Genomic DNA, 15,303 nt, shown 5'->3' on the forward strand with positions numbered 1-15,303 from the left:
CATTATTTCTTTAATTTTTTCAGTTGTTCACCAATAATATCACTTAATTGGAAAGTAGCAGAATCAGCATTTGGCTCATACTGACTATAATCTTCAGTTACATTATTTTCCTCAAGCGCTTCTTTTATACTTAAAGAAATACGTTTCTCTGCTACGTGAACTTCAAGTACTTTCACTTTTACTTCTTGTCCCATTTCCAATACTTCATTCGGATTTTTCACGTGACGATTTGCAATTTGAGATACGTGTACAAGTCCTTCAACGCCCGGTAAAATCTCAACGAATGCACCAAATGTAACAAGGCGTTTTACTACTCCCTCACGAATATCTCCAGCTTTTATTTCGCCAGCAACGTTTTCCCAAGGTCCTGGTTGAGCTGCTTTAATTGATAAAGAAATACGTTGTGTATCAGCATCAACAGATAACACCTTTACCTTAACCTTTTGACCTTGCTCTAACACTTCAGAAGGTTGCTCTACACGTTCGTGTGAAATTTGTGAAATGTGAACTAAACCGTCCACTCCACCAACATTAACGAATGCGCCAAAGTCAGTTAATCGTTGTACTGTTCCTTCAACAACGTCCCCTTCTTTTAATGAAGAAATTGCTTCTTTTTTCTTAGAATCTAGTTCTAATTCTACTACCGCTTTATGCGAAAGGATTACACGATTTTTTTCACGGTCTAATTCAACAATTTTCACAGCTAATGTTTTACCTTTATAGTCAGTAAAGTCTTCTACATAATGTACTTCTACAAGTGAAGCTGGAATAAAACCGCGAACACCAAGGTCCACAACTAATCCGCCATTCACAATATCTTTTACAGTAACATCAAATACATGACCAGAAGTAAATTTCTCTTGTAGTTCTACCCATGCTTTTTCTGCATCAACAGCACGTTTAGATAAGACAAGATCATCTTCTTCTAATTTAATAATTTTCAACTCTAGTGTTTGATCTAATTCTACAACATCGCTTGCTTTTTCAATATGAACGTTAGCTAATTCACTAATTGGAATTACGCCATCTGTTTTGTATCCAACATTTACAAGCACTTGTTTCTCTTCAACCTTCGTTACAGAACCTGTAACAACGTCACCAACTTGTAATTCTTTTGAATCCATAACTTCTTCATTCATTTTCTCTACCATGGAAATACCTCCCTACAGAATTGACAAAGCATTTTTTATGTATATACGAAATGAAAACAAAGTTTTCATTTGCATGTTTAAGAATTTCTCATCACATACTCTTTTTCAATAACATTCACAAGAAAATATATTACACCTATATAAATAGTATACAGCAAAACCAGCTTGAAAAAAGTATGTTTTGAAATATAATAGCGAATATATTCTGACAGTTTTATTCCTCTTTAACTAACTTCTTACAAATCAGCTCATTTGTCAAGGAAAGAGACTCACAATTCACGTATCCTTTACATTTCTATTTAAACAAAAAAAGAAAGAGGATTATCCCCTTTCTTTATTTCGCAAACACTCCAGAAACAATGCTCATAATTTTTTGGACAACTTCTTCAATTGATAAAGAAGTCGTATCTAATTCCAATGCATCATCAGCCTTTTTTAGTGGAGAAACTTCGCGTTCTGAATCTAATTTATCACGCTGAGCAATTTCTTCTTTTAGCTGCTCTAAATTAGAATCGAAACCTTTATTTAAATTTTCTAAATGCCTTCTTTCCGCTCTTTCTTCAACAGAAGCAAGCATAAAGATTTTCACTTCAGCATCCGGTAATACATGTGTACCAATATCACGGCCGTCCATTACAACGCCGCCTTTTTTCGCTAACTCTTGCTGACGACGTACCATTTCTTCACGAACAAGGCGATGTTTCGCTACAATAGATACTCGATTCGTCACATCAGGTGTACGAATTACTTCAGAAACATCTTGTCCATTTAAAAATACAAGCTGTGTATTTTCTCCTTGCTGAAACTCAATATTTACATTCTTTACAACTTCCATTAACTGCTCTTCATTTTCAATGTCTACTTTTTGTTCAAGGGCTGCATATGTAAGCGTACGGTACATTGCGCCTGTATCAATATAAACATAAGAAAGTTCCTTCGCAACAACTTTTGCCACTGTACTTTTCCCTGCAGCTGCTGGACCATCTATAGCAATTGAAATTCGTTTATCCATTGTAACACCTCATTTTTTCACTTATAAAACAAAACGAAAAGCAGGTGTTCACCCTGCTTCTTCTCATTTGCTTCACGTCATTAAATCCTCAATTATTGTAGCATAATCCTTCATAGAAGAAAATGAAAACTACCGATTCACCTGCAAGATTTCCACTTTGTTTTTTACCATAACACCCTCATAATAAACAATTTTAGATAAATATTTCACTGATGACTTATGTATAAATAACAATTGTACAACAGAAAGACAAATGAATTGTATTATCAATATACGAATAAAAATTCTCTCCATCTTTTTCAACGTAATTTCTCCCTCCTATACTATATTTGCACATTTCGTTTCGTAATTTTATACATCGTACATATAGCAGTTAATTTTATTGTCATTTTCGAGGCATACTTTTATACATTTCCATTGTCGAATTTACTCAAAACATGTTATGTTCTAAATGTATTTTTTTACTTGAAAGGGGTATAAGCATTGAAAAGAATCCTAGTTTTACACACAGGTGGAACAATTGCAATGGAGGAAGATAAAGAAACTGGGGTCGTACAACCAGGTAAAAAAAATCCTCTTTTAAAATTCATTCCTGATTTAGAAGGCGATGTTGATTTAATCGTTGAAGATGTGTTCCATCTACCATCTCCTCATATGACACCGAGCGAAATGTTACAATTACAAGTCATCATTGATGAAAGAGTAAAACAAGACAACATTCATGGCGTAGTTATTACGCATGGTACGGATACATTAGAAGAAACAGCTTATTTCTTAGATTTAACAGTACAAGCAACTATTCCGATCGTAGTGACAGGTGCAATGCGCTCTAGCAATGAGTTAGGTGCTGATGGTCTATATAACTTCTTATCAGCTGTAAAAGTTGCTAGTTGTGATGAAGCTGCAGAAAAAGGTGTTTTAGTCGTATTAAACGACGAAATTCATTGCGCTACAAATGTAACAAAAACACATACAAGTAATGTCGCAACATTCCAAAGTCCACAATACGGACCAATTGGAATGGTAACAAAACGCGGCGTTGTCTTCCATCACGCTTTAGTACATCGCGAATCATATACGATAAACAAAGTGTCTAAAAATGTAGTTGTTCTAAAAGCATATGCTGGCATGGATGATACATTATTAGCAGCAATCGAAAATCTTCCTGTAGACGGCATTGTTATCGAAGCTCTTGGACAAGGTAACCTCCCTCCAAGAACACTACCTAGCCTAGAAAGATTATTAAATAAAGGTATTCCTGTCGTATTAGTTTCTCGCTGTTTCAACGGTATCGTTCAAGACGTATATTCGTATGAAGGTGGCGGTAAACACTTAAAAGATATGGGCATTGTATTCACATACGGCTTAAATGCACAAAAAGCACGCATTAAATTACTTGTTGCATTAGAGAATACAAATTCTCATGAATCCATTCAAAATATGTTTATGCACGAATAAAAAGGAGCTGTCGAGATTTTCCCGACAGCTCCTTTTTATTTTTCTCTTAATGCAATGGTTTGCGCAATCGCATCTCCATGAAATCTACCGTTCTCGATAAATATTTCATTTGCATTATTTCCAGCAGCAATGACACCTGCAATGAAAATATTTTCAGCATTCGTTTCCATTCTATCCTCTGTATAAATTGGACGTCCTGTTTCTTCATCAATCTGAACACCCATCTTCGTTAAGAAGCTATGATCAGGATGATAACCAGTCATCGCAAATACAAAATCGTTTTTGATTGTAAAAGCTTCACCATCAACTGTAAACGTTAATGTATGCTCAGTAATCTCTTTCACATGAGCTCCAAAATGCATTTGAATTGTACCGTTTCGTACTAACGCCTCAAATTCCGGCAAAATCCAAGGCTTTATGCTTGGTGAATACTCACTTCCACGATACAGTACCGTTACACGTGCACCAGATTTAACAAGTTCTAACGCGGCATCTACACTCGAGTTTTTCCCACCTATAACTACTACATCTCGATCAAAATAAGGATGCCCCTCTTTAAAATAGTGAGCTACTTTCTTCAATTCCTCACCTGGAACATTCATATAATTTGGATTATCATAATATCCAGTTGCTACAACAATATATTTCCCTATATACATTTCCTTACTTCCGTCACGCTTTGTCGTCTCAACCTGAAAAACTTCTCCATCTTTTTGAACTTTCTCCACTCGCTCAAAAGCATTTACACGTACAGATTTACGTTTTACTACTTCACGATAATACGCAAGCGCTTGATTTCGAAATGGCTTACGATTTTCTGTAATAAACGCTACATCACCAATTTCTAATTTTTCACTAGAAGAGAAAAATGTTTGATGAGTTGGATAATTATAAATGGCATTTACAATGTTTCCTTTTTCAATTACTAACGGATTTATCCCTACCTTTTGCAACGAAATTGCAGCCGCTAATCCGCACGGACCGCCTCCGATTATAATAACTGTTTCTTTCTGCATACTCGTCCACTCCTAGTCTTCTACCAATGCACTATTTATAAAAACAAGAAAAAACCTACTTACAGCAGTAGGCACCTATCTTTATTGTATTCATTTTTCATATATTTGTCATCTAAACGAAACGTACATCCGATAGACATCTGCTAAAAACTGCTGAAATTTAATACCTTGTTTCCCTAATACATTCTCAGGATCAATCTTTCTAGCTGGATCAAGCGTTTTATGTGACACGATATCTTTTTTCGGATTTAAGCCAAAGTTTTGGCATAAATACGCATGATACCATGTAAAACGATTATACGCTTCCCAAAAGTTAACATCACCACCATAACAAAGTTCCACTCCAATGGCCGCCTTATTCGCGTCATAGCCATATAAGTCATTATCCGTCGGCACACCATATCGAACATGATACGCAACTTCATTTATAGGAATAATCTCCAATATTGTTTTATCATCTATAAATGTATGCGCCGAAGCTTTCGGTTGTAATTCATTAAAGTAATCTCGATTGCCTATCGCATTGCTTCCAGGATTCCCCGTATCATGGCTTACGATAAATCTCACTTTAGTCAGAGGAACCCCCGGTCGTGAACTTCCATATCCAATATAATTGCGCTCTATAGGAAACATCGCCATTGCTACCAACTCCCGCTCTAGAAGATTACCTTACTTCCTTATATATGTATTCGGTAGCAATGTCCTTATCGCATATTTCTTACGCGAAGAGAAAATCGAAAATATTTGAAGTGAACACCATAAACAACAAGATACTTACAGCCACTCCATAAAAACCGTAAAACCAAACACAATCTTCTTTCGTATCTAAACCGAAAAATTTATTTACCGATTGTAATAATGTGCCACGCTTGCTTTGTTTGTTTCGTAATACTTCCACTCGCTCTACAACATCTGCTGGCATCATAAATCTTTGGTCTACTGTCATTTTCATCATTTATCTCTCCTTAAAATCATTTCCGTTTTGTTTATCTAAGGAGAGTATAGCACGTTTGTTCGTGTAGAACAAGCGTTCTTTTTTTATTTTTATTTTATTTTTCAGCAAGCCAAGTAAAAATTGAGATTACAACGGCAATAATCGGCCCTACTACAACCACACCAAATATCAGAAACAGTAGCCCTTCCCCGAACATCCGAACGGTACTTATTTTGCGAGCTTTCATCATTCTTGCGAGTTCTCCCTCTAACCTATTAACCTTTTCTTCTAATTGTTCTACTCGTTCCAACATTTCATTCTCCATATACAACACCTCATTTAATACTTCAACAAAAAAACGTGATTCCCTCGAAAGGAAATCACGTTTTCTCAAGATATAATATTTTATACCCAACCTCTGAAGCGGCTTGCTTCAGCCATTTTACGAACACCAACCATGTACGCCGCTAAGCGCATGTTCACTTTACGAACTTGTGCTGTTTCATAAATAGAATCAAATGATCTCACCATTACTTTTTCTAAACGTTGTTCTACTTCTTCTTCAGTCCAGTAGTAACCTTGGTTATTTTGTACCCACTCAAAGTAAGATACTGTTACACCACCAGCACTTGCTAACACGTCTGGAACAAGTAAAATTCCGCGATCTGTTAAAATTTTAGTCGCTTCTAATGTTGTTGGACCATTTGCAGCTTCAACAACGATTTTCGCTTTAATATCATTAGCATTTTCTTCTGTAATTTGGTTCTCAATTGCAGCTGGAACTAAAATATCGCAATCAATTTCTAACAATTCTTTGTTTGAAATTGTATTGTTAAATAGCTTTGTTACTGTACCGAAGCTATCACGACGGTCTAATAGATAATCAATATCTAATCCGTTTGGATCATGTAACGCGCCGTAAGCATCTGAGATTGCAATAACTTTCGCACCTGCATCATGCATAAATTTAGCTAAGAAGCTACCAGCATTACCGAATCCTTGAACAACAACGCGTGCACCCTTAATATCAATTCCACGTTTTTTCGCAGCTTCGCGAATACAAATTGTTACACCTTTCGCTGTTGCTGTTTCACGTCCATGTGATCCACCTAGTACAAGCGGTTTACCTGTAATAAATCCTGGTGAATTAAATTCATCAATACGGCTATACTCATCCATCATCCATGCCATAATTTGAGAGTTTGTGAATACATCTGGAGCTGGAATATCTTTCGTCGGTCCTACGATTTGGCTAATTGCTCGTACATAACCGCGGCTTAATCTTTCTAACTCACGGAATGACATTTCACGTGGATCACAAATAATTCCACCCTTACCTCCACCATATGGTAAATCAACAATACCACATTTTAAACTCATCCAGATTGAAAGTGCTTTCACTTCATTTTCTGTTACATTCGGATGGAAGCGAATTCCACCTTTCGTTGGACCAACAGCATCATTATGTTGCGCACGATATCCTGTAAATATTTTAACAGTCCCGTCATCCATACGAACTGGTATTTTCACTGTCATCATACGAATTGGTTCTTTTAATAATTCATATACTTCGTTTGGATAACCCAATTTTTCTAACGCTTCACTAATAACAATTTGTGTTGAATTCAATAGTTCAAAATGTTGTTCCCTTTGTTGTTGTGTTTTTGTTTGAGTTCCCTTTTCGGCTACCATAGTAAGTAAACCCCCTGTAATTTCACTTGTTTAGTAAACCTTCATTGCCTAGTATACACCCTTAAATTTGGAATGCAATAGAAAACGCTAACAAATATATACAAACTATTTTCTGTTGCAAGCGTTTTCACTATTATTATAGTCCTTTTATTACTTTTAGAAAAGTAAAATACTTAAATATTTAAATGTTTTTTATTTTCATCAACCACACTCCTATAAAACTGCATATTTTATTTTCAAAAAGTATGTTCGAGTATTTACAATCATCCCTTCCCTTCTCCAAATAAAAACAAAACCTCAGCTATGTTGTATTAGCTGAGGTTTTGTTTTTTCACAAAGTAATTGTGTATTTGCTCTATCGCGTTAACATCCATTAATTCTTTACCGTACTCCATGATGCGATAAATGGTTGCTGTAGACGGATTACCGTATTCCGCTAAAATAGCTATAAAATCCGCCTTTAACAATTGAATTTGTTCCTCTTCTTCCACCCAAAGATAGAAGCGCTCATCCCACGTATATAGCTTTCCGCCAGTTACACCAAGGTTATATAAGCGATTCGACAGGTTAATTACGTCATCTAGCGTAGCAAACTCATATAATATATGCTCACTTTCATCTAGAGTCACTTGCATTTCAATAAACTCGTCACGGAACTCATCATCTGTATCCATTTCTTGATTTTCTTTCGTTACAATTACAACCATCCCTTGTGCTTGTAGAGAAAACACTTCAACTGCAATCGGACCATCTGCTTCAAACCCTAATTCCTTATTTGCTTCTTGCATCATATCACGAAATAATTGCTGTACTTTCGGTGCATTTCTCCATAAATCTTCTTTCGTTAATCCTCGTTCAGATAAATCATCAAATGTTAGAAAAATTTTTATCTTATTGTAATTTAATCGTTCCAGCCTCATCTCATACCCTCCCTACGTAACCAATGCATCTAATTTTTATTATATGAAATAGAAAATAGATGGTTCTTTTCGAACAACTATTCCGACATTTTTAACCATCCATCCCATTCTTCTTTCGTATCACCAATTAAGATTGTTTCAATGTCCAACTGGTTTAGAACGCCTAGCTTTCCGATAAATCCAACAGAAAGAGATTCCCTTTTTTCTTGTAATAAATTTATAAAGTTCATCGTCTTTTTCATTTCTTGTTCGTCAGCAAAAGATATAAATACATATTTCGGCTGTATTTCCTCTACCGCTGATAACATACCATCTTCAGCTAAGCTTGTCCTAATATATATCGCCTCATATCCTTTTAAGCGTAAATAAGTTGAAAAAATAAATCCTTTCAATGCATCCTTTTCTAACACAATAACTTTGTGTAAAGAGGAAAACATTGAGGCATTGTGATACACCATCCCTAGACGCGTTTGTAAAAATGATAGTGCATATTGAAATTGCACCATTGAAATCTCATTATTATTTTTTGACGTTAATAATTTGTCTGTCACTCGAAGAACAATACTGGCAACAACCTTCTCTGTTGAATATATACTAAAAGCTTCGTTTAATAATGCAGCAATTGTAATTTCATCAAATTTTAACAAAGCTTGTAGCAAATCGTCCACTAAAACAACTTCTTTATCGAAATGTATCTCTTTTTGAACTGTACTCTGCAAACGATTTTCTTCTAATAATTGAACTGCTTGTCCAATCATCATACCGGAAGAAACTTTTTCCATTAACCATTTTAAAATTTGAATATGCTCTTCTGTATATAAACGATGCCCAGCTTGATTCCGCTTTGGGGCAATAATTTGATATCGTCTTTCCCATGCACGAAGCGTACTCGGCTGAACTCCAATTATATTCGAAACGGCTTTTATATTGTATTTCCCATTAAGAGTTGGCATCATTTCCCTCCGCACAATGTAATGATGTGTGTTTGAGCAGGTGCTCGGAAACGAAGTGGTATCAATGTTGTTCCATACCCATTACTAACAAAGAGAATCGTATTTAAATGGTTATATACGCCACCTTTTAAATATTTTTTAGATGGGAATAATCGGATTTGCCCTCCATGCGTATGTCCACTTAAGACAAGTGAAATCTGTTCATTTCCAGACATTTTTTTTATTATATCAGGGTTGTGACTAACTAGGATACGAAAACCATCTTCTTTACAATCCGCCAATGCCAAATCTAGACGATCACGGTGCAATCCAACATCATCTATACCGAGCAAACAAATTTTCTCGCCTAATTCAGACTCAAATACCACTCTTGTATTATCTAAAACTTTTACGTTATTTTCTAATAATAACGCATCTAATTCATGATATTCTATCTCATAATCATTGTTTCCCCACACAAAATATACAGGAGCTATCTCTCTTAACTTTTGAATATTCGCAGAGATTTTTGATAAAGAGACACCTTTCTCTGCTAAATCTCCTCCGATAATTACGAGATCTACTTTTCCTTTTACTTGTTCAATTAACAAATTCGAAATGACTCTTCTATGAATATCAGAAATAAAAAACACATTTACTTTTTGAAAACTTTTCGGAAATTCTTTAAATACTAAAGTATGTTCCAACACCGTATTACGCATCGCTTCTTTATACATCACAAGAAGCAATAAAATCCCCATGCCTATGAGAGTACTGAATAATATAATCCATATCATATTTTTGACTCCCCTCCTCATAAAGATAATCCTAGGCTTTTATAACAAACTGTGATCGCTTAACTCACTAGCTTTCTTGCTTTGTGGACTTATCTTTTATCGGAATTTTTAATTCTTCACCTGCACTCACTTCATCGTCTTGCAAGTTATTATACTTTTTAATTACTTCAATTCCATTTCCATCTGAAAAATATTGCTTCGCTATACTTTCTAAAGTTTCTCCCTCTTTCACAGTATGCGTTATTACTTTTTCAGAATGTTTCTGCGACTCAGATTTAGCTGAATCAAAGAAGATTACTTCAAACGCACTTTTTCCGGCATTATTACTATCACCCTTCACCTGAATATATTTATCTGTGTACCACAAAATACTAATCGGCAGCAGAATGAATAGAAATGTTAAAACCCGGACGAAAATGTGATTTATTTTAAACTTTTGTTTTTTTTCTTTATTTCTATGAATTTCACTACGCGGCGGTAAACTTTCTTTTTCTTCCACTCGCTCAACTTCTAATTCCTCTTCAAAATCAGGAATTCGTTTCCTCATGTTGTTCACCACCACCTTCCATTTATTTTCTTAATTGGAGTCCCATTATAAAATCAACAAGAAAGTGTGCAAAGATTGTTATAAACAAATTTCCTGTCCATTCAAATACATAACCAAAGACAAAACTAATGAAACAGACGAAACAAAACAAAAATGGCTTTGTTATATAACGAATATGTAACACTGCAAATACGAAGCTCGCAATTACAATTCCAAAATGAGTCTGTACTACACCTCTAAATAAAAATTCTTCTGCAAAACCAATTAAGAACGTAATAACGAGTAAGTGTAGAACGGACATTCCTCGAAACATCTTATCGTTAATACCACCATCATCAAACCAAGACTCCGGAAACACTCGCATTGCAACATAATCTAATAACACAATACCAATCGCTAACAAACCACCTATAATAAGTATAGATACTGGTTCCCATTTCCATAAATTAAAGACTTCTTTTACATCTTGAAATAATATATATGCCAGTAAACAGCCAATACCGATAATAATTAACTGTGTTATATATAGATTCAGCCTTATTTCCTGCGGACTCATATCTTCAACATTATGCCTTTGAATGTTCATCATTCCTCCACCTTTTCTAGGCCGAAAAGCTTTTGTAACTCTGTTTCCCAATTATAGTCGAAATCCGATTGTTGCGCTCGTCTTTTTTTATAATCTTCTTTTATAATACCGCAATAATCGCAGCAATTAATTAACTCTTGCTCTTTCCTATAACCGAACTGTTGCAGCACATATTCACGTCTACATCCTTTAACTTGTATCCATGACTTCATATTTTCTAGCTCACTATATTTATTACGCAACCTTATTTCTACTTCAGCTATTAATCGGTTCATAATTTCATCTGACAAACCTTCTAATAATAATCTTCGTTGTTGTATAATTCCAACCTGTTCGAGATGATAACGAACGAAACGCCAATATTGCTCATTAAATCTTGCTGCATTATAACAAATTTCTTCTACATCTTCTATTGGTAATTCTTTCGTTTGAAACATTCTTTCTTGTAGTAAAGAAAATAAAAATTGTATTTGTGACTTACTTGGCAATTCATCCTCAATGATTGAAATTGGTAAATCATGATCCAACGGACTACATAATAAAATAGCTATACTCGGTTCGCCATCTCTTCCAGCTCTTCCGATTTCTTGTAAGTAAGAAGCTATATTAGTTGGATAATGAAAATGAATAATATATCGCGTATTCGCCTTATTTACCCCCATACCAAATGCACTTGTGCATATTACAAGTTGCAGTTGATCGTTCATAAACTGCTGTTGAATTAACATACGCTCTTCATGTTCCATACCACCATGATAAAAAGCTACACCAGTAACACCTTTTCCTCTCAAGTATTCCGTTAACCTTTCTGTCCACGCTCTACTTGAGCAATATACAATCCCCGGCCCTTGTAAATACATCACCTGCTCTAAAAGCGCCTCTTTCTTTTCTTCTATCGTCTCTACAAATTGCACATCCATTGCAATATTAGGACGGTCAATAGAGTATACATGTTCCGCGGCACCCTTTAAATTTAAACTATTTGCGATATCCTGCAGTACCTCTTTTGTCGCTGTGGCTGTCAATGCTAATACTGTAGGAGAACCAATATTTTCAATAACTATATTTAGTTTTTTATAGTCCGGTCTAAAATCATAACCCCATTGAGAAATACAATGAGCCTCATCAACAACAAATAATGAAATATGAATTTTCTTCAATTCCCTAATTAATAACTCCGACTGTAACATCTCTGGTGAAACAAAAATAAATTTATATGAAGATAATTTTTTCATCGCTTCTCTTTTTTCATTTAATGTCCGAAAACTATTAAATGCTATTACTCGGTTTTTCACAACATACTTTAATTGTGTTACTTGATCTTCCATTAAAGATAATAACGGTGATACAACAAGCACTGTTCCTTCTCGCATAAGCCCCGGAAACTGATAGCACATAGATTTCCCTCTTCCAGTCGGAAGCATTGCTATCACATCTTTTCCTTCTAATAAATCTGTAATAACTCCTTTTTGACCTGGACGAAATTCAGAATATCCAAACCACTTATATAAATATTCTTCAAGTTTCATTTACACCCTCCATCCGCGCTAATACAAGACGAACTTCAAAATAAGAGATCTCTTCTCCAACCGCTTGTTTCAAAACACGTAACTTCCGCGTTTGCAATGCTTCAATTACTTTTATTACTTTGTCTATCTTTTCTTTTTCCATAAACATTTCAATAGAAAAATCTTTTTCTCGCAAAGCAATTTCAACAAAATGATCTTCTATCGTTGCAACCTTTAAATTCCGAATCGTCGCTATTTCTTCTAAAGAACGTCCTTGTCTCCAAAAATTATATGTTTTTTTCGTCGATAAACTAAATAATTCAGCTCTCTCATTTGGATAAGATATAATTTCAGCTAATAGTGGAAATTCATTTTCTTTATCACGAACTTCTTGTATAAAGAAATGCATTGTACCCCAAAATAAAAAATACACTCTGAATATATCTTGTTTCGTAATTTCTGCTAATTGTTGCAATGTACAACCAATACGTTCATAACCCGTTAGTCGATATGTTACAATCGTCGCTTCTATCGTATTGCTCTTTTCTAAAAGATTATGTACTTCCGTCCATAGTTTTCTCGCCAACTCACTTCTCTTATATGGTATTCCTGTTAGAAAACGTTTCACCCACATCATTATTTCTGTATCTTGCTGAATTGGGATAAACTTCGTATTATTCTGTTGTAAATTTGATATAGTTTGAATAATTAATGATAATCTTTTCCAAAATGTTTCACCTAATTCACCATAATGTAAACCATGCAAATGCGCCGGAAAAGCATAAACTTCCTCCCATTTATGTAACTGCATTTTACCCGTAGGTGTTAACATATATGTATTTTCATGTATTTCTTGAATAAAATTCGCTTGCAACAACTTTGCAACTTCACCATCATAGTCATTTCTATTCAATGATTTGTATATTCCGAACAAAAAAGAAATTCGGAACATATTTCCATCTTGTAAAGTTTGCGAAGAACGTTTGCCCTTTAGTAAATAATAAATAGAAGAAACGGTTCTTTCACCATTCAATTGTTTTAAACAATGCAACAAAGTATATTGTATTTGCATGACCGCTTCCACCTTCCAATCTTAACTTCATTCTTTTCAGTACAATTACACTATCTACTTTCGCTCATTAAACTTATCATATGAGAACTATATACTTGTATATATTCTATTGTATCAAACGAAATCATATTTACGTATTTTGAAAATCTTATGACATAATTCAAAAATAAGTTGACACTCTAATTGATAAGCATTATCATTATAATTTTATGTTGAAAAGTTTTACAAACCGTTTTACAATAAGGTTATAATTTTTATGGCGAGCTTTTCACATACATATTATCAGGAGGGAAAAAAGATGGCAAAATATACAATCGTTGATAAAGATACTTGTATTGCATGTGGTGCTTGTGGCGCTGCTGCACCAGACATTTATGACTATGATGATGAAGGTATTGCATTTGTAACATTAGATGATAACCAAGGTATCGTTGAAATTCCAGATGTATTAATTGAAGATATGATGGATGCATTCGAAGGCTGTCCAACTGACTCAATTAAAGTTGCTGACGAATCATTCGACGGAGACGCTTTAAAATTCGAATAGTCTTTTATTAACTTCAAAAAATGCCCCTCATATTGATGAGGGGCATTTTTTGTATCTAAATTTTATTTTCCTTAATAAAAAACCATTAGTAGTTTCACACTACTAATGATTTTAATATATATTATGCATTTTTCATTTTTGCAAACACCCATACTTTCAGGCGTGAGAATAATGCTACAAATACAATTGTTACAACAATCCCTTTAATTAAATTAAATGGTAAGATTGCCGTTACAACCGTTGTTCTTATAGCTTCGCTAGACATAGCCGGTGAATTTAAAAACCAAGTGTAAGCCGGGAATATGATGATGTAGTTTAATACACTCATAATAAGTGCCATTGTAATTGTCCCTAGCATTAATCCTGTAGTTAAACTCTTCACAGTACGATACTTTCTAAATAAGAAAGCTGCTGGTCCAATAAATAAGCATCCTGCAATAAAGTTTGCAATCTCTCCAACTGGTACTCCCGTTAAACTTCCTTGAATCCCGTAATGTAAAATGTTCTTTATCGCCTCTACAATAACTCCTGCTACTGGTCCAAAGATAATTGCTGCAATTAGAGCTGGTACATCACTAAAATCAATTTTCAAAAATGGCGGAAGCCCTGGGAACGGAAAATCTAACATCATTAGTAAATATGCAATACTACTTAGCATCGCTACACTCACCATCTGCACTACACTGTTTTTTTGTTTCATCTTTCTCTCTCCTTTTCCATCGATCATCTCATGGAAAGTGGAAAGGTTCTGCTATGCCTATTTTTTCATAGAACGAAAAAACCCTTTGTGTTTTACACAAAGGGAGAATTTAAGGCACATCAAACAGACGTTCAAATCCATATCTTTTTTGAACGCTTGAACCTCCATCTTCTCCCATCCAGACTATACTGTCGGCTTTGGAATCACACCAAATCCTGCCTTAACGGCTCGCGGGCTTAGAACAAAATCATAAATAGTTCATCACCGCCGGTCGGGATTTTCACCCTGCCCCGAAGATAGACCGATATTCTATTTTCCCCTTCATTATACAACAACCTCATAACATTGTGAACTAAAAAATTGTAACTTATTTAAAATTAGTTATTTATTTTTCGTAACAAAAAAATAAATTGCGAGATATTTTACAATAC

General features: G+C 34.7%; 18 protein-coding genes and 1 riboswitch. Of the genes, 2 read left to right on the forward strand and 16 right to left on the reverse strand.

Annotated elements, in window-relative coordinates; translation table 11 throughout:
- Positions 1-2 precede the first annotated feature (2 nt).
- The 3 genes from rpsA to GBN78_RS30315 form a co-directional block, all read right to left on the reverse strand.
- Positions 3-1,151 carry a 30S ribosomal protein S1 gene (gene rpsA / locus GBN78_RS20280; RefSeq protein WP_000229559.1) on the reverse strand — a complete coding sequence of 383 codons (1,149 nt, stop codon included), beginning with the start codon at positions 1,149-1,151 and terminating at the stop codon, positions 3-5.
- A 334-nt stretch (positions 1,152-1,485) separates the two neighbouring features.
- On the reverse strand, positions 1,486-2,163 hold the full coding sequence (cmk, locus tag GBN78_RS20285; protein WP_000361252.1) for a (d)CMP kinase: 678 nt from the start codon (positions 2,161-2,163) through the stop codon (positions 1,486-1,488).
- 129 nt (positions 2,164-2,292) lie between these two features.
- On the reverse strand, positions 2,293-2,466 hold the full coding sequence (locus GBN78_RS30315; protein WP_000738057.1) for a YpfB family protein: 174 nt from the start codon (positions 2,464-2,466) through the stop codon (positions 2,293-2,295).
- Between the two features lie 180 nt (positions 2,467-2,646).
- On the opposite strand from GBN78_RS30315, the gene ansA reads away from it, so the two are divergent.
- The gene (gene ansA / locus GBN78_RS20290; RefSeq protein ID WP_000822026.1) at positions 2,647-3,621 is read left to right on the forward strand and encodes an asparaginase; all 975 of its coding nucleotides are present in this window, start codon (positions 2,647-2,649) and stop codon (positions 3,619-3,621) included.
- Between the two features lie 35 nt (positions 3,622-3,656).
- On the opposite strand, the gene GBN78_RS20295 is transcribed toward ansA, so the two are convergent.
- From GBN78_RS20295 to GBN78_RS20350, 12 genes are all read right to left on the reverse strand, one after another.
- Positions 3,657-4,637, reverse strand: a complete 981-nt coding sequence (locus GBN78_RS20295) for a YpdA family putative bacillithiol disulfide reductase (protein ID WP_001168509.1) — start codon at positions 4,635-4,637, stop codon at positions 3,657-3,659.
- Positions 4,638-4,745: 108 nt separating this feature from the next.
- A complete protein-coding gene (locus GBN78_RS20300) occupies positions 4,746-5,276 on the reverse strand; it encodes a peptidoglycan recognition protein family protein (protein ID WP_025967069.1) in 531 nt (176 codons plus the stop codon).
- A 79-nt stretch (positions 5,277-5,355) separates the two neighbouring features.
- Entirely contained in the window at positions 5,356-5,592 is a 237-nt protein-coding gene (locus GBN78_RS20305; protein WP_001983018.1) for a DUF3961 domain-containing protein, read from the reverse strand.
- A gap of 94 nt (positions 5,593-5,686) precedes the next feature.
- Positions 5,687-5,896 carry a hypothetical protein gene (locus GBN78_RS20310; protein ID WP_025967068.1) on the reverse strand — a complete coding sequence of 70 codons (210 nt, stop codon included), beginning with the start codon at positions 5,894-5,896 and terminating at the stop codon, positions 5,687-5,689.
- An 80-nt stretch (positions 5,897-5,976) separates the two neighbouring features.
- Positions 5,977-7,263 carry an NAD-specific glutamate dehydrogenase gene (gene gudB / locus GBN78_RS20315; protein ID WP_025967067.1) on the reverse strand — a complete coding sequence of 429 codons (1,287 nt, stop codon included), beginning with the start codon at positions 7,261-7,263 and terminating at the stop codon, positions 5,977-5,979.
- 311 nt (positions 7,264-7,574) lie between these two features.
- Complete coding sequence (locus GBN78_RS20320) at positions 7,575-8,183, reverse strand: genetic competence negative regulator (protein ID WP_001235402.1); 609 nt, start codon at positions 8,181-8,183, stop codon at positions 7,575-7,577.
- Between the two features lie 77 nt (positions 8,184-8,260).
- A complete protein-coding gene (locus GBN78_RS20325; RefSeq protein ID WP_001142650.1) occupies positions 8,261-9,136 on the reverse strand; it encodes a MerR family transcriptional regulator in 876 nt (291 codons plus the stop codon).
- The gene (locus GBN78_RS20330; protein ID WP_000637796.1) at positions 9,136-9,912 is read right to left on the reverse strand and encodes a metallophosphoesterase; all 777 of its coding nucleotides are present in this window, start codon (positions 9,910-9,912) and stop codon (positions 9,136-9,138) included. The genes GBN78_RS20325 and GBN78_RS20330 overlap by 1 nt, the downstream gene beginning before the upstream one ends.
- Positions 9,913-9,979: 67 nt before the next feature.
- Complete coding sequence (locus tag GBN78_RS20335; protein ID WP_152127654.1) at positions 9,980-10,459, reverse strand: LysM peptidoglycan-binding domain-containing protein; 480 nt, start codon at positions 10,457-10,459, stop codon at positions 9,980-9,982.
- A 22-nt stretch (positions 10,460-10,481) separates the two neighbouring features.
- A complete protein-coding gene (locus tag GBN78_RS20340) occupies positions 10,482-11,045 on the reverse strand; it encodes a CPBP family intramembrane glutamic endopeptidase (protein ID WP_001025780.1) in 564 nt (187 codons plus the stop codon).
- The gene (gene recQ, locus GBN78_RS20345) at positions 11,045-12,574 is read right to left on the reverse strand and encodes an ATP-dependent DNA helicase RecQ (protein ID WP_152127655.1); all 1,530 of its coding nucleotides are present in this window, start codon (positions 12,572-12,574) and stop codon (positions 11,045-11,047) included. The genes GBN78_RS20340 and recQ overlap by 1 nt, the downstream gene beginning before the upstream one ends.
- Entirely contained in the window at positions 12,564-13,625 is a 1,062-nt protein-coding gene (locus GBN78_RS20350; protein ID WP_025967065.1) for a YpbB family protein, read from the reverse strand. The genes recQ and GBN78_RS20350 overlap by 11 nt, the downstream gene beginning before the upstream one ends.
- A gap of 298 nt (positions 13,626-13,923) precedes the next feature.
- On the opposite strand from GBN78_RS20350, the gene GBN78_RS20355 reads away from it, so the two are divergent.
- Positions 13,924-14,172 (forward strand): ferredoxin, encoded by a 249-nt coding sequence (locus tag GBN78_RS20355; protein ID WP_001151993.1) that lies wholly within the window; start codon positions 13,924-13,926, stop codon positions 14,170-14,172.
- Between the two features lie 121 nt (positions 14,173-14,293).
- Here GBN78_RS20355 and GBN78_RS20360 read toward each other — a convergent pair whose 3' ends face one another.
- Positions 14,294-14,872, reverse strand: coding sequence for an ECF transporter S component (locus tag GBN78_RS20360; protein ID WP_000810856.1), 579 nt, complete (start codon positions 14,870-14,872; stop codon positions 14,294-14,296).
- 162 nt (positions 14,873-15,034) lie between these two features.
- A riboswitch (FMN riboswitch) is annotated at positions 15,035-15,174 on the reverse strand.
- Positions 15,175-15,303 lie beyond the last annotated feature (129 nt).

Source organism: Bacillus sp. B2-WWTP-C-10-Post-4 (assembly GCF_009183805.1).
Lineage (GTDB): Bacteria > Bacillota > Bacilli > Bacillales > Bacillaceae_G > Bacillus_A > Bacillus_A cereus.